Origin of the sequence: Flavobacterium suaedae (genome assembly GCF_014642915.1) — a bacterium.
GTDB lineage: Bacteria > Bacteroidota > Bacteroidia > Flavobacteriales > Flavobacteriaceae > Flavobacterium > Flavobacterium suaedae.
This window is the reverse complement of the sequence record NZ_BMJE01000005.1, coordinates 229,954-251,285: the sequence shown is the minus strand read 5'-3', so window position 1 is coordinate 251,285 and position 21,332 is coordinate 229,954. Positions and strand designations below refer to the sequence as shown.

Annotated in this window: 18 protein-coding genes; 11 read left to right on the top strand and 7 right to left on the bottom strand. The window is 35.3% G+C overall.

From position 1 onward, the window contains the following. The 5 genes from IEW45_RS11310 to IEW45_RS11290 form a co-directional block, all read right to left on the bottom strand. Positions 1-4,111: beta strand repeat-containing protein (locus tag IEW45_RS11310; protein ID WP_188621361.1), on the bottom strand; the 4,111-nt coding region annotated here is incomplete at its 3' end. A gap of 15 nt (positions 4,112-4,126) precedes the next feature. Beyond that, entirely contained in the window at positions 4,127-5,260 is a 1,134-nt protein-coding gene (locus IEW45_RS11305) for an ABC transporter substrate-binding protein (protein ID WP_188621360.1), read from the bottom strand. Positions 5,261-5,342: 82 nt separating this feature from the next. Next, positions 5,343-5,945: a phage tail protein gene (locus IEW45_RS11300; RefSeq protein ID WP_188621359.1), complete on the bottom strand. Its 603-nt coding sequence runs from the start codon at positions 5,943-5,945 to the stop codon at positions 5,343-5,345. Between the two features lie 149 nt (positions 5,946-6,094). Beyond that, a complete protein-coding gene (locus tag IEW45_RS11295; protein WP_188621358.1) occupies positions 6,095-6,694 on the bottom strand; it encodes a phage tail protein in 600 nt (199 codons plus the stop codon). Between the two features lie 257 nt (positions 6,695-6,951). Next, positions 6,952-10,722 (bottom strand): NAD(P)/FAD-dependent oxidoreductase, encoded by a 3,771-nt coding sequence (locus IEW45_RS11290; protein WP_188621357.1) that lies wholly within the window; start codon positions 10,720-10,722, stop codon positions 6,952-6,954. Between the two features lie 318 nt (positions 10,723-11,040). On the opposite strand from IEW45_RS11290, the gene IEW45_RS11285 reads away from it, so the two are divergent. The 7 genes from IEW45_RS11285 (at position 11,041) to IEW45_RS11255 (ending at position 16,367) form a co-directional block, all read left to right on the top strand. After that, complete coding sequence (locus tag IEW45_RS11285; protein WP_188621356.1) at positions 11,041-11,391, top strand: hypothetical protein; 351 nt, start codon at positions 11,041-11,043, stop codon at positions 11,389-11,391. A gap of 3 nt (positions 11,392-11,394) precedes the next feature. Further along, positions 11,395-12,048: a hypothetical protein gene (locus IEW45_RS11280; protein ID WP_188621355.1), complete on the top strand. Its 654-nt coding sequence runs from the start codon at positions 11,395-11,397 to the stop codon at positions 12,046-12,048. After that, positions 12,003-12,803: a sensor histidine kinase gene (locus IEW45_RS11275; RefSeq protein WP_188621354.1), complete on the top strand. Its 801-nt coding sequence runs from the start codon at positions 12,003-12,005 to the stop codon at positions 12,801-12,803. The genes IEW45_RS11280 and IEW45_RS11275 overlap by 46 nt, the downstream gene beginning before the upstream one ends. Then, a complete protein-coding gene (locus IEW45_RS11270; RefSeq protein WP_188621353.1) occupies positions 12,800-13,474 on the top strand; it encodes a response regulator transcription factor in 675 nt (224 codons plus the stop codon). Before IEW45_RS11275 ends, IEW45_RS11270 begins: the two co-directional genes overlap by 4 nt. A 156-nt stretch (positions 13,475-13,630) precedes the next feature. Then, entirely contained in the window at positions 13,631-14,227 is a 597-nt protein-coding gene (locus IEW45_RS11265) for a hypothetical protein (RefSeq protein ID WP_188621352.1), read from the top strand. 688 nt (positions 14,228-14,915) lie between these two features. Beyond that, a complete protein-coding gene (locus tag IEW45_RS11260) occupies positions 14,916-15,695 on the top strand; it encodes a sensor histidine kinase (RefSeq protein WP_188621351.1) in 780 nt (259 codons plus the stop codon). Positions 15,696-15,710: 15 nt separating this feature from the next. Continuing rightward, positions 15,711-16,367 carry a response regulator transcription factor gene (locus tag IEW45_RS11255; protein ID WP_188621350.1) on the top strand — a complete coding sequence of 219 codons (657 nt, stop codon included), beginning with the start codon at positions 15,711-15,713 and terminating at the stop codon, positions 16,365-16,367. Positions 16,368-16,375: 8 nt separating this feature from the next. Here IEW45_RS11255 and IEW45_RS11250 read toward each other — a convergent pair whose 3' ends face one another. Together IEW45_RS11250 and IEW45_RS11245 are read right to left on the bottom strand one after the other, a co-directional pair. Then, positions 16,376-17,269, bottom strand: a complete 894-nt coding sequence (locus tag IEW45_RS11250; protein ID WP_188621349.1) for an aldo/keto reductase — start codon at positions 17,267-17,269, stop codon at positions 16,376-16,378. A 28-nt stretch (positions 17,270-17,297) separates the two neighbouring features. Further along, a complete protein-coding gene (locus IEW45_RS11245) occupies positions 17,298-18,005 on the bottom strand; it encodes a CPBP family intramembrane glutamic endopeptidase (RefSeq protein ID WP_188621348.1) in 708 nt (235 codons plus the stop codon). A 162-nt stretch (positions 18,006-18,167) separates the two neighbouring features. On the opposite strand from IEW45_RS11245, the gene trhA reads away from it, so the two are divergent. The 4 genes from trhA to IEW45_RS11225 all read left to right on the top strand — a co-directional run bounded on the left by trhA (position 18,168) and on the right by IEW45_RS11225 (position 21,295). Next, a complete protein-coding gene (trhA, locus tag IEW45_RS11240; protein ID WP_188621347.1) occupies positions 18,168-18,803 on the top strand; it encodes a PAQR family membrane homeostasis protein TrhA in 636 nt (211 codons plus the stop codon). Between the two features lie 98 nt (positions 18,804-18,901). Further along, entirely contained in the window at positions 18,902-19,777 is an 876-nt protein-coding gene (locus tag IEW45_RS11235) for a carbon-nitrogen hydrolase (protein ID WP_188621346.1), read from the top strand. A 51-nt stretch (positions 19,778-19,828) separates the two neighbouring features. Then, positions 19,829-20,191, top strand: a complete 363-nt coding sequence (locus tag IEW45_RS11230; RefSeq protein ID WP_188621345.1) for a four helix bundle protein — start codon at positions 19,829-19,831, stop codon at positions 20,189-20,191. A gap of 9 nt (positions 20,192-20,200) precedes the next feature. After that, positions 20,201-21,295, top strand: coding sequence for an agmatine deiminase family protein (locus IEW45_RS11225; protein ID WP_188621344.1), 1,095 nt, complete (start codon positions 20,201-20,203; stop codon positions 21,293-21,295). Positions 21,296-21,332 lie beyond the last annotated feature (37 nt).

Below are 21,332 nucleotides of genomic sequence, written 5' to 3'. Positions count from 1 at the left end.
CAAAGGTGTATGGGGCTGTACCTCCGGTTACTGTTAAATCAACAGCGCCGTCATTACCTCCATTACAGCTTGCTGATGTGGCTACTCCGCTGGCAACTAATACTGCCGGCTCAGCTACTTCTACTGACTCGGTTGCTGTACATCCGTTTGCATCGGTTACGGTTACTTCATACGTACCTGCTGCTAAACCTGTTAAAGATGGCCCTTCAGCTCCCGGCTGATATAATCTTACATTATCAAAACCTGCATAATCAGAACCTCCGTTTTGAGTACCCTGAAGTCTTAACCTTACAAAGTTTGCTGAAGCAGGAACTGTTATAGTTGCTGTTTCCCAGCCTGAAGTAGTATCCGGGTTCTCAGTATTTAAGGCTACAGGATTTTCCCACTCTGTACCATTATCAAATGCAACTATATATTCTAAAAGGTCTCCGCTTGATGTATCGTATCCAACTATATTATAATCAAATTCAAGTGTTAACGCTCCATAAGCAGAAACATCTATAGCTTCAAATGTAATAGTGTGAGGGAAAGCACCACCACCATTTTCATTATCAAGATCACGCATACCGAAGAAATGTGTACCTTCTGATGCTGCATCTATATTACCTGAGAATTCTTCAATTATATTCCAAACATCTCCTCCTGTATCATAAACTCCAGGATTTATTAAATAGTTCCAGCTACCTGTTGCTTCAAAACCTTGAGAAACTACAGTAACTTCTTCCATACCTGTCCAAGCGTAGCTATAGTCACCTGTACCTCCGGTTACGTTTACTGTTATTGCTCCGTCATTACCGCCGTTACAACTTACGTTTGCATCTACATTTCCAGACGCTACTAATGCTGTAGGCTCTGTTATAGTTATTGAAGAAGTTGCTGTACAACCGTTACCGTCCGTTACATTTACAGGATAAGTTCCTGCTGATAATCCTCCTATAGGTAGGGTTGTGTTATCAGGAATGTTACTGAAAGTTGTACCGTTAACAATAACTTCAAATGGTGCTGTACCTCCTGTTACTGTTATCGAAGCATCTCCTGTAGAACCTCCGTTACATGTTACGTTTGTATTAACTACAACGTCAACTACAATAGCTGTTGGTTCAGTTACTTCTACTGACTCTGTTGCTGTACATCCGTTTGCATCGGTTACGGTTACATCGTATGTACCTGCTGTTAAGCCTGCTAAATCTTCTGTTGTAGCGGTGTTATTCCATACAAAGGTGTATGGCGCTGTACCTCCGGTTACGGTTAAGTCAACAGCTCCGTCAGTACCAGCGTTACAGCTTACATTTGTAGCAACGCCACTGGCAACTAATACTGTTGGCTCAGTTACTTCTACTGATTCAGTTGCTGTACATCCGTTTGCATCGGTTACGGTTACTTCATATGTACCTGCTGTTAAGCCTGCTAAATCTTCTGTTGTAGCGGTGTTATTCCATACAAAGGTGTATGGCGCTGTACCTCCGGTTACTGTTAAGTCAACAGCTCCGTCATTACCACCATTACAGTTTACAGGGGTTGCAACTGCATTTGCTATTATAGCGGGGGGTGCACCTACAACTACACTTTCTGTAGCTGTACAACCTTTTGCATCAGTTACTGTTACACTGTAAGTACCTTCTGAAAGACCTGATAAATCTTCGGTTGTAGCAGTGTTATTCCATGCATAGGTATAGGGTGGGTTGCCTCCTATTACCGTTAAATCAACAGAACCGTCGTTACCTGCACAGGTAGCATCAGTTGCTACTGCGCTTGCTTCTAATATAATTGGCTCAAATACATCTACTGTCTCTGTAGCTGTACATCCTTTACTATCGGTTATGGTTACACTGTATGTTGCTGCTGTTAAACCTGATAAATCCTCAGTTGTTGCACTGTTATTCCATGCAAATGTATATGGTGGGTTACCTCCTACTACTGTTAAGTTAATAGCTCCATCACTACCACCATTACAGCTTACGTTGGTTGCAACACCGTTTGCTTCAAGTATAATTGGTTCAAATACATCTACAGTCTCTGTAGCTGTACATCCTTTACTATCGGTTATGGTTACACTGTATGTTGCTGCTGTTAAACCTGATAAATCCTCAGTTGTTGCACTGTTATTCCATACAAATGTATATGGTGGGTTACCTCCTACTACTGTTAAGTTAATAGCTCCATCATTACCTCCGTTACAGCTTACATTTGTGGCTACTCCACTTGCTTCTAATATAACCGGCTCAAATACATCTACAGTTTCTGTAGCTGTACAACCTTTGCTATCGGTTATGGTTACACTGTAGGTGCCTGCCGTTAGACCTGATAAGTCTTCGGTTGTAGCGGTATTATTCCATGCATAGGTATAGGGTGGGTTACCTCCTACTACTGTTAAGTTAATAGCTCCATCACTACCACCATTACAGCTTACATTTGTGGCTACTCCACTTGTTTCTAATATAACCGGCTCAAATACATCTACTGATTCGGTTGCTGTACAACCTTTTGCATCAGTTACGGTTACACTGTAGGTGCCTGCCATTAGACCTGATAAGTCTTCGGTTGTAGCGGTATTATTCCATGCAAAGGTATAGGGTGGGTTACCGCCTATTACTGTTAAATCAACAGTTCCGTCATTGCCGCCATTACAGCTTACATTTGTGGCTACTCCATTTGCTTCTAATATAATTGGCTCAAATACATCTACAGTCTCTGTAGCTGTACACCCGTTTGCATCTGTTACCGTTACACTATATGTCGCTGCCGTTAGGCCTGATAAGTCTTCCGTAGTAGCAGCATTATTCCATACATAGGTATACGGCGTTGTACCTCCGGTTACTGTTAAATCAATAGCTCCATTATTGCCACCGTTACAACTTACATTTGTGGCTACTCCACTTGCAGATACTGCTGTAGGCTGTGTTATAGTTACAGAAGTAGTTGCTGTACATCCACCATTGTCTGTTATAGTTACGCTACGGTTTCCTGCTGTTAAAGCTGTTGCAGTAGCAGTGGTTTCTCCGTTATCCCATAAGTAAGTATATGGTGAATTACCTCCTGATGGTGTTACTGTAGCACTACCATTGCTACCCCCGTTACAGGTTACATTACTATCTACTATTGCATTTGCCGTGAATGCAGAAGGTGCCGTAATAGTTGCTGTATCACTATCTGTACAGCCATTGCCGTCAGTTACTGTTACGGTTATTTCTCCCGGAGGTAAGTTGCTTATAGCTATTGAAGTTAACGGAGTACCTGACAATGATGCTCCGTTAGAGAATGAGTAGCTGTATAAAGCAGTTCCACCTGTAACTGTTACAACCAAATAACCATCATTGGCACCATTACAACTAACATTGTTTTGTGTAGTAAATGTAGCTGACATAGTACATGTAGGACCACAAGTCACGTTTACACCAGAATATGCTGCTGCTGAAAGGTTATACGCTGTAGTGTCATTGTATACCCAGTCTGACAGATTCATTATATTACTCAATACTGTAGCAGATGAGCCTGATAAACTTCCTGTGTATTTAACATTATCATACTCTGTAGAACTGGTAAGCATTGCTAAAGCATTAACACCATTGGTTAAACCTTGAGGCAATGTACTTTCTGATCCCCCTCCGTTTACTGAGGTACTCCAACCTGTTACAGCGTCTATTTTAGATGCGTTATAATCCATGTGGATACCAGTAATAAATGTAGGGTTAGTAGGTCTAACTGTATTACTTGGTGATTGGTACACAAGCATTTGGTCTCCTGCTATTGTAAAACCAAAAGATCCATATTCTTGAGAAGTTGATCCTCCTACTGAGATTGGAAAAGTATCAGGAGCAGTATACTGAAAGGTAAATATTGTACCACAAGTTACACCTGCCGGAATTGTCCAAGCAATGTGTCCCTCGAAGCCATTACCCCAAGTATTATCATTTTCCCATCCTTCGTCTGTAAAGTATAGCTTTTCTCCGGCCGGTAAGTCAGTTAAAGCTATAAAACTAACTGTGTCAAAGCTGTCGATATTCATACCGATAATGGCGATATCTCCTGCTTGTAACGTTTGCGCCTGCATGTTTGTTTGCCAAAACAAACCTGTAAGCAAGAGCAACAAATAAGATAATTTTTGTTTCATGAAGTTGAATTTAAATTAATGACATAAATAAGCATTGTGCCACCCCCCTATTCTGTCAGGAGTAGGCGTAGATAAAATCTTTTTTATAAAGTGCCCGTTATTGTTAAGGGTTTCCACTTTTTCAAAAGAAAAATTGTTTTCATCATAGGCAATTGGTTTATATATATAATGATTAAAAATTGTTCGATTACATGATTCATCAAATTTCAGCATACCTCTTGGTCCTGATATTTCTACATTATTAATCTCATTTACAACATCTTCATAAGATGTTGATTCTACATTTTGGAGCACTTCTTTTAAAATTAATCCACTTTCGTATCCAAGCAGTGTAAACACTGTGGGATACTTGTTATTTTCCTGATTATATGCTTTAGAAAAAGCGCTATGTTTCTCTTCTTCACCTTCTTCTAACCAAGAACTTACAACATAAATATTCTTATTTTTTCCTTTAAAAATATCTTTGTTTAGTGTAAAAGGTATAATATAGTAGTCGAATTTGTGTAGTAATTCTGTTTGAGCAATAAACCCTGCATGCTCTTTGGCATACAGTCCGCTATGAAACGCAAAAACGGCATCAGTGCCGTTATTATCTATACTTTGCTCCATAAGCGCTGCTTCGTTTTCACGAGGCATAAATGGGGTTATGTAGTGTCCTGAAAAGGTTAAATCATTTTCAAGCAATGATGTTTCTATAGAAGAAAGTAAACCGTAGCCTGCATCGTAATATGAGGTTGAACTAACAATGTTACTATATCCGCTTTCTATTAAATATTTACCTAATAAATAACAGGATTCATTTAACGCATATGAGTTGATATACACTCCCTTATACTTGGCTTGCGAATATGGCAGTGTCGCGCCTAAGCCGGTTGCTATAAGTATAAGTTCATTATCAGCCGCATACTGGTAAACGTCTTCTATTTTATGATGACCAAAAAAGCCTATAATTATATTTACGTCATGCTGGTATTGTAACTTTTGTATTCTTTCAATAATAATCTTTTCGTCAGAGCCTATACTTATACTCTCCATATAGTATTCTACAGAAAGGTCATTACATTTAATTCCTTTTATAAAATCCTGAGAGAGAGTCTTATATTGGGCTGACTGGGGATATAGAACACCTATTTTGTTTTTGGAGATCATATATAACAGATCAGTTTTTTATTTAAACAAGGACGGGGAAACATACATTTCCCCTTTCCCTGCCAAATAGCTTATTTATTAATTAACTTCTTGATGGATACACTCCATACATACATATACTTACATAAACTCCTAAAAACGGATTGCGTATATCTATAGGGTAACTAGCTCCTGCAGAAGCCGTTGAACCTGAAATCATACTTTCTGAAGTAACTCCACCAACATAATCAGTTCCCGGAGCATCCTCTACATATATATTTGGTGTTGATCCTCCTGCTGCAAAAGGATAATTACCATTGTCAGGCTCGTTTAATACAACACCTGTTCCCACATTTACCACTGTTGCAGTGTGTACACTTACCATTCCCGGTCCTGTACCGTTTATAATAGCGTGATTATGTGCAGGTAAGTTTGCTGATGTTAAGGTTACTGAATCTCTTCCACCTTTTTCTCCCCAATGTACAACGTCAAGTCCCGGACCGTTACCAACGTGTACCATTGAACGACCTCTTAAATCAGGCAGACCGAAAGTAGTTCTTCCGTCACCCCCGAAAGTAGTTCCTAATAGAGAAAAAAGTGCTGTGTTTGATGAGATTGCCAATAATTGACCGTCGCAAAAAGCCCACCCTCTTGGAGGGAAGTTAAAACCAAATGCTTGTATAGTACCTATATAATCTTCTAACATAATATTTATTTTTTTAGTTGAATTTACTTATTAAAAGGCTAAGCTAAAGTAGTTAAATTTTCGTTAATCATTAACAATTGTTAACTACTTTAAGATAAATGTTTAAAAATTTTATTTTTAAATTTATAAAATAGATGATTATTCATTTTTTAATTTCTGGAAGGATATATTCCTTCTACAGCTATACACATATAAACACCTAAAAATGGTTGTTTTATGTCTACTTGTTCTCCTCCACCCACAGGCTTTGTAGTACCATTTACAATAGACTGAGAATAAATACCTCCTACCCTGTCTGTACCCGCGTCTGCTTCTGCATAGATGTTTGGTGTAGAACCTCCTGCACCAAAAGGATATGTTCCGTAATCCGTTTCATTTATAACAGAACCCGTGCCTACATGTACTTTTGTCTCTGTTGCAACAGAAACCATTTGGTCTCCGTTTCCGGAAACAATAAGATGAGCATGATACGGCATTGTAGCATTTGTTAATGTAACCTTTTGCATTCCGTATTTTTCGCCCCATGTTACCGGGTCTAAACCCGGACCGTAACCTGGGTGTACTATGGTTCTCCCTCTTAAATCGGGAAGACCAAAAGTAGTCTGTCCGTCTCCGCCGTATGTAGTACCTAATAATGAAAACAGTGCTTGATTTGCGGAGATACTTAAAAGTTCTCCATCACAAAGCTTCCATCCTACAGGGGCAAAGTTGAAGGCAAAAGATTTAATTGTACCTAAATATTCCTCCATAATTTACTTAGTTGGTTAATAAAGATTAATAGAATTATTTTTATGAAAGACTTCTTATAGTCTTTCATATTTAAAACATAAATAGTGTGAGTACTGAATGGCCTTTTCAGTAATTTTTAAAATTGGTTGGATCCCTTTTAATTTTTTATAGTTGCGATATTTTGCTAAGTTAAATAAATGATGCTATAAAAAAACAGGTAATTTTACCTGTTTTTTTATATAGTACTCTATTATTAGGTTAAAAAAATGAATGATGCTTATTTATTTTCATTTATATTACCTTGAATAGACCATGCAAAATCAAGTTGTACTTTATCAGAAAAAAGCTGCATATCATCCATACTAATATATTGATCTGTAGAATAATGCCCACCTGAAACTACAGCAAGGGCATGGCAAGTCATACAATTGGTTTGCACTCCATATTCAAATTTTGGGTTTAACTGATTTGTGCCCATACCATTAAAAACATCAGGACCGAAACCTGCTTCAAGGTAAGGATTAAATGCTATTATTGATTCTGCACCTTTATTAGTGCCTCCGTTTATTGGCTGGTTAGGCCAAACCATAGCATAGGATGCAGATACTGAATAGTTTGCTGCTGCTCCTTTTATTTCAGCAGGTCTTAAATCGGCATAAAATTTAGAGCTTGGTAAAAACGGATTATCAGGGTTATAGCTCCAAAAATAGGTTTGCCATGTCCAGTTACTTATCTCTTTTGTAGCCACATGCATTCCTACAAGTAAAATGAGGTCTCCTTCTTTAAAATCATGACTTCCTTTATCCTGATGTTGGTTCAGGTAAATGGCAGCAGCTTTATCCAGCTTATAATTAAGGAAATCATTTACGTTACAAGTAGCCGCTTTAATTTGTTCTTCTGTTGGGCTATCAGTAGTTACAGGTACCAATTTTTTATTTGCCGGTTGACTATTATTAATATCTGCATACACATAAGTTTTCCATACATCATATTTAAACTTTTTTGCAGGGTTTGGTGTACCCGGCCATGTGGGTACTCTTATTAACCCGTTTTCATCAGGTTTTCCTGCATAATAAGTAGGCTTTGTAGTTATAGCATTTACAGGAAACGGTGGTATACGTCCTATTTTTCCTTTTGCAGGCTGGTACTTATCTAACTCTGATTTATTAAAAATAAGGTTTTGTGTAGCAAAGCATGCAGCGCCGGGGTTGTATGATACTGTTTCGAAAACATTAAATGTAGTATCAATTACTGCATTACCCGCTAATAGCTGCGCATGTACAAACTGGTTAGGAATGTTTAAAGGAGTGCGCCCATTTTTTACTTGGGCGCAACCTCCTTGCCTGCTCCCCAAAGCAGACATTTCTGCTAGTTCTTTTACTCCCAACCAGGTTTCAAAGGTATAAAGGGAATCACCCCTATATACCTGTCCGGTTTTAGTAGTAAGTCCGGCCCATATCCCCCAAGCATGTTTAGCTATGCTTGTAGTATCCTGATTTTTTAACCAAGTGTAAATTTTAGTCGAATCTTCGGGAAAACTAAAATCTGCTATTCCTAAATCATCAGGAAACTCCTGCGGCATTATTTTAGTAGTAGTGTTTTCTGTACCCGCAGGAGGATTGTTGTTGTCATCTTTTTTATCTTCTTTACAAGAAACTAAAGAAAACAGCATAAAAGACAGCAGCATTAATAGTGCAACTCCATTACTTTTTAAGAGATGAGATTTACTCATTTTTTCCATTGTTTCAGGTTGTGTAGAATTCTCTAATGTTTCGAAAGAGAATCCCATTCTGTCTACTACATCTCCTGTTAGTCCCATTACTGAAGTTATACGAACAGGATTACTAAACGGAATGCTGTATCTCAGGTTATCTTCTTTTGGTTCTAATCCATATAGCGTATCATTTATCCTAAAGCCTCTAACTACTGCATTATTATATATTCGTGATTCTATAATGTAAACCTCACATACACTTATAGGTTCTTTAAGGTTAACTGTTTTAGCATCTCTACCTTTACTACCATGTAGGTTTCCGTTTACTTCTACTCCTCTTATACATTCATCATCAGAGTATACTATAAATGTATCTGATAGATCTATGCTTTCCTGAAAATAGTTAGTATGTACTGATGAACCTCCATAGGGACCAAATGACATTACCTTACCTATAGAGCTTGGATTATCATATACTATAGATTTTGGATTCATATTATTCATTGGGTTAGCTTGCTTGCTGGTAAGTGTAGCTCCTTTCATACTATTTACTATAGCTGTAAAAGAGTTAAGTCCTGTTTGCAGGGCACCTTCTACCCATCCGCCTACCCAGGAATAGCTGTCTCCGGCAAAATATATTTTAGCTACATTTTTATTACTCATATTCATAAAGTTGTAATACAACTCGCTTAAATAATTTTCCTGAGTAGCTTGTGTTAAGGCAAATGCTCCGTTATAGTAACGCTGCAATTGCCAGTCTATCATTACAGCATTATCTTCCGTAACGTTTGCAGGCATTACATCCAGTATATAATCTATATCATCAAGTGCTTTAAGGTCTGACAGGAACCTTTGGTATCGTTGATTTAATTCTCCCAAGGCTTCTGATTTTTCAGAAAAATCTTCCCATACATAGTTTAATAAACATACTGCTTCGGCGTCTTCAGGATTATAGTCTAAAGTATAGAAGTTTGCCATAGCAGTATCAGTAGTTATACACCTTACTCTGTTTTCATCTTCTTGCCACCATGGTTTTACTTTTAGGAAAAATTTACTGGATTGCGCTATATGCAGGTTTGTTACCGCCTGTCTTTTCTCCATAGCTATTAAATCTTCAGCCTGTTGTTTATCTTTAGAACCCCATAGTGAATCTATATGCATTGAAATTTCGGCGGAACGGTGTGTAGTAGCCATTACCAAGTGGTTTATATCGCTTTCCACATCGTTACCCTGTGCATTTTTAAGTGTCACCTTTTCACCACCTTGCTGTGGCATTATTTGGTTTATAGGTGTATTTAGCTCTATAAAATCACGAACCTTTTTACCATTAAAATCAAAATCTGCCAAGGCATCTGCTACTGAGTCTGTACCGGTTACTATAAGTGCATGGTTTTCTTCCAGTTTATTTATTGTAAAGCGCAATAAGCATATAAAGCTGATAGTGAATAACGGGTACTGTCCCCCAATACCTGTACCTATAGTACCAAACTTTTCAATATCTTCAGGGTATTTCCATTGGTATCTTCCTCCCCACTCTTCAGTTATCGTGTTATAAGTTTTGGGAGCATTTGGTTGGCAGAAAATATCTATTATCCCTTCTATAAAAGATTTATCTTTAAAATAGTTTACATAACCCTGCCATGCGTTTTGTGCTTTTATAGGGTTATATGTATCAGGATTATCAATATTTAACCATTCTGTAATTCGCGCTGGTGGGTCTAACTGAATACCGTTTGGCAGGTATATAGGCTCTTTAGTGTTTACAAATCCATTCCAGCTTTCGTTTATATCCCTGAATACTTCCGGAAGTTGCTGCCCAGGCATTATATTATATTGTATACCATTATACAGCACAAGGGTTGGCACTAAACCCGGGTCCGGAAAATCAGGGCTTAATTCTATTTTGTTTGGATACTTGTCCGGATGTTCCTGTAGGTACTTTATATACCAATACAAACAATTTTCCGAAGGCGGAAAACGCATTGCTCCAAGTTCGGCAAAATTATTATCGTCGTTAGGAAATTTATGAGAGTAAAATCTACCGCCTACTCTGTCGGTAGCCTCATATATTTTAAAGTTAGTAAAGCCTGCTCTTAATAGTTCAAATCCTATTATAAGCCCGCTCATGCCTGCACCTATTATGGCTATTTTTTCATCTTTGGAAACATTGGACAGGTCTGCCAGTTTTTCTCCTGATTCGTTTAACCATTTTTGATAGTCCATTACAGGAGTATCAACCATAGATGAAGGAATTAAATACTTTACTTTGCCGTCTACAATACCGTTCTGGTTTGTCTCTCCCGGCGGCTGGAACGCTTTTAAAAGTGGAAACATAATTTAGTAGTTTTTAGTTGGACGTTATTTACCTTAGTAAATTTGTTACTAACTTACATTTTTTGTTATGGCTGCATAAGCGTATAAACACCTCTTTTTTTTTCAGGTATATTTACTTACTTTTATAACCAACTGTTTACCAGTAATTAGAATAATTTAAAGAGAAAATACTGTAATTTTTTACAGTAAAAACCTATTAAATATTTATATTGTGAACGGATTTAATACATAAAACAGGAATTTTATTTTTTATTTACGCCCAGACACGTTAACTATCTAATTTTCAACTTAAAAAATAATTACTAATTAATATTTATTATGGAAAAAAACACAAACACAATTAGTCTGGAAACGGCTCAAACATGGGCGAAAAAGTGGAGAAAAGAAGAAGGGACTTACAACGCACACCACGAAGTACATGCTTTTTTAATACCTAAAGATGATATAACACAACTTTTGGAAGAGGGTGTTGATGCTGTTAGAGCATATCTTGGTGTTGATGAAAACAATGAAGAAAAGCTAATGATTGTAGGAACTAAATATGATGAAAAAACAGATACTTATGTTGACATGACTCCTGCAAGCATTACCAACAAAGGGCTTATATATGACTTTACAAGACCATGCCCGCCGTTTTGCGATATGTCAAGCGCGCTAAACAATGTGTAATACATGAATAATATACTGGAAGTATTGTCTTATACAGGCTTCGGAATTTTATTTATTAATGTTATAGTTTACATTATAGGCTTTACTAAACAAAGTAAAGCCTATAAAGCTTTTACTGCTTATATTATAACTGTTTTTATTATACATTTTTTCATGGAGCTTTATGCATTTCAGGGGAAAAATAATCACTTCTTGTCTAACTACTTTTTGTGGTTTCAATTTATTCTATTAAGCACGTTTTTCTACTATGCTTTTAAAGATATAAATAAAAAAATTGCAATTTTTATAAAGTATATCGGGCTTATTATTGTCGCATTATTAGCTGTTCAATATAGTATAACACCTATGTTGTATTATAACTTCAACTCTTTAGGTTTCTTAATAACCAGTTGCCTTATAATCATCTACTCAGTGTATTACCTATATGAAAATATTTCCAACAAGTTGCCATTTACATATATTGTTACAGGTGCTTTTTTATATATAATGAGTAGTTGTTTAATTTTTGTTTCTGCTTCTCATATTGCTTCGTTTAACGATAAAACAAACGTATACATCTGGAATATTAACGCTGTTTTGTTTATTGTTTATCAATTGTTAATTTTATGGGAATGGAAAGCCAAATATTATCCGGGAGCATATCGACAGCAACAATAATACTGTCAGGTATATTTTTAATGCTCTTTATGGGTACTATATTATTACTGTTTTTTTATTTCTCTAAAAAGAAAGTAATAAAAAAGGAGCTTGAAAAAAAAGATATGGAACTCCTCCACCAAAAAGAACTGTTACAAGCTACTTTACTGGTACAGGAAGAGGAAAGAATGCGTATTGCAAGAGATTTGCATGATGATATAAGTTCTAAATTAAATGTTGTGGCTTTAAACAGCCACTTACTTACAACAGAAGGGCTTAATAATGATGAAGTAACCGAAATAACTAATAATATAACAAGCCTTGTAAATAAGGCTTTAGAAAATTCAAGGAAAATTGCACATGATTTACTGCCGCCGGTATTAGAAAAGTTTGGACTTAATGCGGCACTAGAGGAATTATGTTTAGAATATAACAGCAGTAAAACAGTTACTGTTGAATTTGAAAGTAAGTGTAACTTTAAAGGGCTGGATAGCACAAAACAGTTACACGTGTTCAGGATTATACAAGAGTTAATTAATAACTCTATACGTCATGGACATGCAACTAATATACAGATATCATTTTGGGGGGATGATCTAGTTGCCTGTACATACTCTGACAACGGAAAAGGATTTGATATTAAAAATGTTAAAACCAAAAAAGGGTTGGGTATGCAAAATATTGAAAGTCGAATATTTTTTCTGGATGGTAGCATTACCACCACTTCGGCTATTGGTAAAGGTACTACTACCCTTTTCAATTTTAAATGTGTATGAACAGGAAAATAAAAATAGCACTGGCTGATGATGAGGCACTATTTAGGCGAGGTATTTATTTTTTATTAAACCGCGAAGATGATATTGAAATTCTTTTTGAAGCGGAAGATGGTGAAGAACTTATTACAAAATTAAGGGAAGGTAGTATTCCTGACGTTATTGTTATGGATATTAAAATGCCTAATGTTAATGGTGTAGAAGCTACAAAAATTATACGGGATGAGTTTCCTGATATTAAAATAATAGCACTTACCAGTTATAATACCAAGTCATTTATAGCTAATATGATTGATGTTGGGGCAATATCATATGTTATGAAAAATGCTACCCCTAAAGAGCTACTAAACACTATATATGAGGTAGATAAAAAAGGATATTTTTATAATGAACATGTTATGAAAATAATACAGGAGAACATTATTGCCCGTCACAAAAAAGCTAAAAGTCGTTTTGATTGTGATAAACTTACCAAGAGAGAAATTCAGGTTTTAAAACTTATTTGTAAGCAGTACAGCGGAAACGAAATTGCTGATAAACTTTGCTTAAGTGCCAGAACGATAGAAGGACACAGAAATAATTTATTAAGAAAAACCGAATGTAAAAATATGGTAGGTCTTATTATTTATGCTCTTAAAAATGACTACGTTAGTATCGAAAATTTAGTAGACTAAATTTTATTACTCTTCTATAAACTGTATATCAACATTTTGTATTTCCTTACGAATAGTTAAAACACTGTTAATAAAATAGTGTTTCCCCTATTGAACCATAGGGGAAAAAAAATAACTTTGTTATGTAACCATTAATAACTAAAAAGGATTTAAAAAATGAGTTTTACAAACGGAATAGTAATAAACCGAAGTTTAGTAGACACAAATTGGGAAATAGCTAACCAAAGCCTTATATGTCATAGCACTCCAACTAAACTTTATATTGATATTTATAAAATTTTAAACGATGGTAATAACGCAATAAAGGCTGCATGGCTAAAAGCTAACTGTAACCATATAGATTGCGAAGAGTCTACAGAACATATACAAAATGCTCACTTAATATCTCAGGGAGATATGCCTGCTAATCCTAATTATGTTACTGTGTATCTTAAGGAGATTAAAGACTTTATCAATCAAAATGGGGGGCATTTTGATAATAATAGCTACGAAAAATATTTAATGATAGAGCTATATCCTGAAAAGCCAGATCCTAAAGACCGTATTGTACTCACACTCTTAAATCAGTTTGATGTAAACACATCTTCTGTATGCTGTTACTCCTTAGCATTTTTAAGAAGCCTAAAAAAATTTAACGGTCTAAATGACACCAGTGTTGTAAACTTTGCTAAAGATGGCAACAAGATATTTATATGCATAACTGACTCTAACAACAGCCTTAAATATTATGACGTTGCTGATAACCCACAATAGTTAACAATATTATTTTAATGACTTTTTGGAGCCATAACTAGAATGAATGACTTTTTACTTTATTTAATACGAAAACCAACTAAAATAGTTGTTCTTTTTGCATTTCTATATGCTGTTAGCGTATTAAAACCGAAAAAAAACAGAATTCATTTATATACTCTGGCTATTCTTACAATAGCTATTGTAACAGAAACCATAAACACAATTTTTGTCTTTAATAATAAGTCTATAAATTTATGTGCTACCCTAAGTTTTGGTTTTTCAATCATGCTCTGGCTGCTAATACTGAAATCTGTAGTATATTTTAAAACTATATTTAAAGTTTTATTCTATGCTTTTTGTGGCTTTGCCCTCGCAAATGTCATTTTTTTTGAGGGCGCAAAAAATTTTAATACTTATACATTCGTAATAGGAGCTTTTGTGTATATAATTATCTTTTTATACGAAAGCTTCTTCCAATTAAAAAGAGAGAACTTTCAATACTTTTTTTCAAACACATATATACTCATATTTTCTCCAGTTTTATTTTACTTTGGTTTTACATTTTATTTTGCATTTAAAGACAATATAATTGGAAATAAAATCATTGTTTGGAAATATACTCTATATGATATAATAGCTTTATTTATAAATTTAGTTTATTACATAATGGTAAGTATTTATATTTATCGTGAAAAAAAATTAAAAAATGCGTGATAATGTTGCTATAGGTATCATAATTGTTTTGCTTTTTGCGAGCTTGCTTATATTCTTTTGCTTCTTGTTAGTAAAGCTATATATTCATAAAGTAAAAAACTATACTAAACTTATATATCAAAAGGATATTGACTTCCAAAAAGAGTTAACATCAAGTATTGTAGAAACCCAAGAACAGGTTTTAAATAATATTTCTCAGGATTTGCATGATGATGCTGGGCAGCAACTTACTTTCATTAATTTTTTAATCGAAAACTATAAATTAGATCATCCTGAACTGGAAGAGTTACTAATACCCTTATCCCAATCTGCACATAACCTATCAGACTCTATTAGAGGTATAAGTCATTCTTTAAATAACCAATTACTATTACAGCAAGACCTTTTAAAAGCTATTGAAACAGAATCAAAGCGTATAAATAAAAGTGGCGTAATACATATTAGTTATCAATGTAATGGCGATAAATCAAAAGAGTTCAGTACTAACGAAAAAATAGTTGTTTACAGAATTTTTCAGGAGATTATAAATAACTGTTTAAAACATGCAGAAGCAAGCGAAATAAAAATAAATATAGAAACAGAACCTAGCTTTACGCTTTCTGTTAATGATAATGGTAAAGGGTTTAATTACGGTGATGTTAAAAATAGCAGTAGTTCATTAGGGCTTCACAGTATTACTAATCGTGCAGAAATAATTGGATATGAAATAGATATAAATTCTACCCCCGGGCAGGGAACAACTATAACACTTACAAAAAACCAACCAACTTAAAAAAATTACGAAAAAATGAAAAACACTACCATTTGCTTAGTAGACGATCACAAAATTGTACGGCAGGGTTTAAAAGAGCTATTAGAAAAAATAGGTGATTATAATATTGCTTATGAATTTGATAATGGAGAGCTGTTGTTAAACGCTTTACCACTAAAAGATACTCCAACCCTGTTTATATTAGACTACTCTATGCCCGGCATAAATGGTATTGAAACACTTGAAAAACTACTTAAGGAGAATGATGAATTTAAAGTATTACTTTTAACTCAACACTCTAAAGAAGAAATAATTAACGAAGCCTATTATTACGGAGCAAGAGGTGTACTGCACAAAAACTGTACTGCACAAGAACTTAAAACCACTATTGAAAATATTATTCAGATAGGCTATAAAAACGTTACTGAAATAATAAGCAGAGTAAAAGCTCATACTGCCAGTAAGAACAAACAAAACAGAAAAATAAACCTTACCGACAGAGAGGTTGAATTTTTAAAACTGGTATGCAACGAAAAAGAATACACTTACGAACAAATGGCTGATATAATGGGGCTTTCCATAAAATCAATAGAAGCATATCGTGCTGCTTTGTTTGAGCGTTTTAATATAAAATCAAAAGTGGGACTTGTACTTTTTTCGCATAAATACCAACTTACAGAGCCATTTTTATAGTTTGCAAGCTATCTGTGGTTTTGGTATATTGTACCTTTCCAAATACTTTTTAATTGTTGTAACTCTACTGCTGTTAAAGAAGTAGATTTTTCTGCTGCTATAGCATCAAGTAGTTGCTGTTCCGTCCTTATCCCTGCTACAGCAGTAGTTATAGCGGTATTATCCATTACATAACGCATAGCTTTTTCATTAACAGAGCGTTCAGGCAATGTACTTTGTATAGCATTTACAATTTTGGCTATCTCATCAGCGGGTATGCCTAAATATTCTTTTGCCGGTTTGCCTGCCAGTAAACCGCCGGCAACTGTGCCCCTTGCCAATACACCTATTTCATTAGATTCTAATAACCTTAGAGTTTCCTCTTCCGGTCTTCTGTCTAAAAGGCTGTACTGTGTCATAACAGCAGCTATATTAGACTTTTCTATATATTCTCTTATTACATTCGGACGTATAGATGATATTCCGTAAGCTCTTATCTTACCTTGTTCTAATAACCTTTCAAAAGCCTCTATAACCTCATCTGTAGGGTCATTTATAGTACCGCCATGTAGTAAGTATAAATCAATATAATCTGTTTGTAAACGTTGCAAACTCTTATCAACAGCGCTAAGTATATACTCTTTCTCAGGGCACCAATCCCAACCGCTGCCATCTTCGTGCATACGGTTACCTACTTTAGTAGCTATTAAAATATCATTTCGTTTACCTTTTAATGCGTTCCCCAGCAGTCTTTCATTCTCACCACCTTCATACAAATCTGCTGTATCAAAAAGATTAATATCTGAATCTATCGCTTTATTTATTAATTTGTCATTTTCTGTCACGTCACTTTTTAATGACATACAGCCAAATGATAATTCACTTACTTTAAAATTTGCTCTTTTTAGGTTTTTATATCGCATAACCTGGCTTTTTTTACAAAGCTAGCCATTATTGCCCATACATAAAATAAACCAAAATTATAGCTAGTAAATTATAAACAGCATGCGCTGCAATAGGAGCTATCAGTCTTTTAGTGTAAAGGAAAAGTGAAGTATAAATAAGCGTAGGCACCAAAATATCTACCCAACTGATAATATTGGTAGGCAGGTGTCCTAAGGCGAATAAAAGTATAGAAAGAAATGCGGCTACAAAAGTACCTGTCTTTTCATTTTTAAACACATCCCTCAAAATTATAATGAAATAACCTCTGTTAAATAATTCTTCAGTTACTCCTCCACCCAAAACCCCAAGTACAATATAAAAAAGCATCCCTGTAAGATTATCGCCCATCATATCAAGCATTCCTGATATGTCTTCTCTGGCAGCGCCACCTGTATTTGGTATTAAAAATATAAACTGTACTGCTGTCCATGTTAAGCCTGCTAATAAACCTATGGTTAAATCACCGGGAACTTTTTTAAACTTTAAGCCTATATACTTAAAGTTTCTTTTTAATTTCTTCAGCGATAGCCAAAGTAAGCTTGTAACTGTTACAAACTGAAATATTGCAATATACATAAGGTTAATACCCTGCTTTCCCCCATTTATTTTTGTTACACCGAAAAAAACATCAGGAAGTATAAAAAGAATATAACCTGCAATTATAGTTAGTATAAAAACAATCAGTGTTTTTCGTCTGCTCACAGTATTTGTCATTTTGGTATATCTTGTTGGTTTACAGTAGTGACGAATAACAAAACAGTTTGTAACCATTTTTTTAAAGAAGCATATAAATGGTATAGGTTTTGCATAAATTTAAACAATCATTAAAAACAAGTTTACTAAGTTATTTGTAACTTTAGTAAAAATTAATAAAGCATGCCCAAAAAGAACAGAAAACGTGAAGAATTTTTTAATGTACTTACCCATGGAACAGGTGCTATACTATCAGTAGCTGCATTAGTCATAATGATAGTATACTCTATATACAGAGGTACTGCTACACATCTTGCTGCTTCACTGGTTTTTGGTATAAGCTTAGTACTATTATATTCTGCATCAACTATATATCATGCCATGGTAAAATTAAAATGGAAACGACTTTTCCGCTTAATAGACCATTTAAGCATTTATGTACTAATTGCAGGTACCTATACCCCTATTGCCTTATTAGGCTTAAAAGGTACATGGGGTTGGGTTATATTCGGTTTAGTATGGGCATTTGCACTAGTAGGTTTTATTTTTAAGTTCTCTCCTTTACGAAGGTCAGAAAAACTCTCACTATCACTATATGCCCTAATGGGTTGGCTTATTATTATAGCCATAAAGCCATTACTGGCAAATATGGAAACAGGTGCACTGCTCTACCTATTAGGTGGTGGTTTGTGTTATACTTTCGGGATATACTTTTATGCAAAAGAAAAGATACCTTATAATCACGCTATATGGCATGTATTTGTGTTAGGTGGCAGCGTGTTACATTTCTTTGGTATATTCCTGTACCTCATCCCTTAAAAAAAGCAGTTTTTACTTTAGTAAAACACTAACAGTATTACTGCTAAAAAAATCAAAGATTTTATTTAATTTTGACTCTTTAACTTTAAATATTTGCTATGGCAAAAGTAAAAGTAGGTTTAGTGCAAATGTCTTGCGTGCAAGACAAACAGCAGAACCTTGAAAAAGCAATAAAAGAAGTACGCAACGCTGCCGAAAAAGGCGCACAGGTAATATGCCTGCAAGAACTTTTTACATCGTTATATTTTTGTGATGTAGAAGATTATGAAAACTTCAACTTGGCGGAATCTATTCCGGGACCTTCTACAGAAGCATTATCAGAAGTAGCAAAGGAACTTAACGTTGTAATTATTGCTTCATTATTTGAAAAAAGAACAGAAGGATTATACCACAATACAACAGCAGTAATTGATGCTGACGGTACTTACTTAGGCAAATACCGCAAAATGCATATACCGGATGACCCTGCATTTTACGAAAAGTTTTACTTTACTCCGGGCGACTTGGGGTATAAAGTATTCCAAACTAAATATGCTAAAATCGGGGTGCTTATCTGCTGGGATCAGTGGTATCCTGAAGCAAGCCGCATAACATCGCTTATGGGGGCTGAAATTTTATTTTATCCTACCGCTATCGGTTGGGCAAGTACGCAGGACGATGAAACTAATGAAGAACAATATGGCGCATGGCAAACCATTCAGCGTTCGCATGCGGTTGCCAATGGTGTACATGTAGTAAGTGTAAACCGTGTAGGTTATGAACAGAACGGTGCAATGAAGTTTTGGGGAGGTAGTTTTGTGGCCAACCCACACGGTAAATTAATGTATCTTGCCTCTCATGAGGAGGAAGAAACTACTGTAGTGGAAATTGATACTAAACAAACGGATTATTACCGTACGCACTGGCCTTTTCTTCGTGACAGAAGAATTGACAGTTACCAGCCGATTACAAAACGTTATATAGACGAGGATTAATGTTTGATGTTAGGAGTCCGATGTCCGAAGTTTAATCCAACGCGTATATAAATGGAAATTAAAAAATTTAAATTTGAAAAACTTCAAGTTTGGAATTTAGCAATGGATTTTGGCGAAAAGATTCATGAAATATCAATAAGGTTTCCGTCTAAAGAATTGTATAATTTACAAAGTCAGATTAATCGGGCTGTAGATAGTATCGCATTAAATATTTCGGAAGGGGCTACAGGTAACACAAACCCTGAATTTAGAAAATTTCTAACCTATTCAATCCGCTCTATAGCAGAAGTAGTTTGCTGTCTGTTTAAAGCAAAAAGAAGAAATTATATTAGCGAAGAAGTTTTTGAATCACTTTATTCTGAAGCATTCATTTTAATGAATAAAACGGCTGCTCTCAGAAATTCGCTAAAATAAAAACATAGAATGAACAAAAATAATAATCAACTTCAGTCATCGGACATCGAACAACCAACCCCTAAGCAATTAGGTTTTCATTTTCCTGCCGAGTTTGCTCCACAGCGTGTGCTTTGGCTGTCATGGCCGCATAAGGAAGAATCATGGCCGGGTAAAATAGAAACAATATACAAACCGTATTGCGAGTTTATTTTATATGTTTCACGCGACCAACAGGTATGTATAAACGTAGCTGATGAAAGCATGAAACAGTTTGCTAAAGGGCAAATTGAGCAATACGCTCGTTATATTGCCAATAGCAAACCTGAAAATGTTACTTTTTACTTCCACCCTACTAACGATGCCTGGTGCCGCGACCACGGACCTGCATTTATAGTAAATAAGGAAACAAAGGAAAAGGCTATAGTGGACTGGGGTTATAACGCATGGGGTGATAAATATCCTCCGTATGACCTTGATGATGTCATCCCTACCAAAATAGGTGATGCATTAGGGCTGAAAGTATTTCACCCTGAAATTGTAATGGAAGGTGGTAGTGTGGAGTTTAACGGCAAAGGAACGTTAATGACTACTACAGCCTGCCTGCTTAACAAAAACCGAAACCCGCACTTAAGTAAAGAGCAAATAGAAGAATACCTTAAAGAGTTTTATGGTGTTGAGCATATACTATGGTTGGGTGATGGTATAATTGGCGACGATACTGACGGGCATATTGATGATATTACCCGTTTTGTAAACGAAGATACCGTAATAACTGTAGTAGAAGATAATAAGGAAGACGACAACTACGAGATATTACAGGAAAACCTAGAGCTATTGCAAAACATGAAGTTACAGGATGGCACTCCGTTAAAAATAGTGGAACTACCTATGCCGAAGCCTGTGGAATATGACGGGCAACGTTTACCGGCATCATACGCTAATTTTTATATTGCTAACAAGTGTGTGATTGTACCTACTTTTAGAGATAAAGTAAACGATAAAAAAGCTCTTGAAATATTACAATCATGCTTTAAAGACCGTGAAGTAATTGGTATTGATTCTACTGACATAATATGGGGACTTGGTAGTTTCCATTGTTTAAGTCAGCAAGAACCTTTATAAACTAAATAGTTTAATAGAATATAAAAGCACTCTGTAA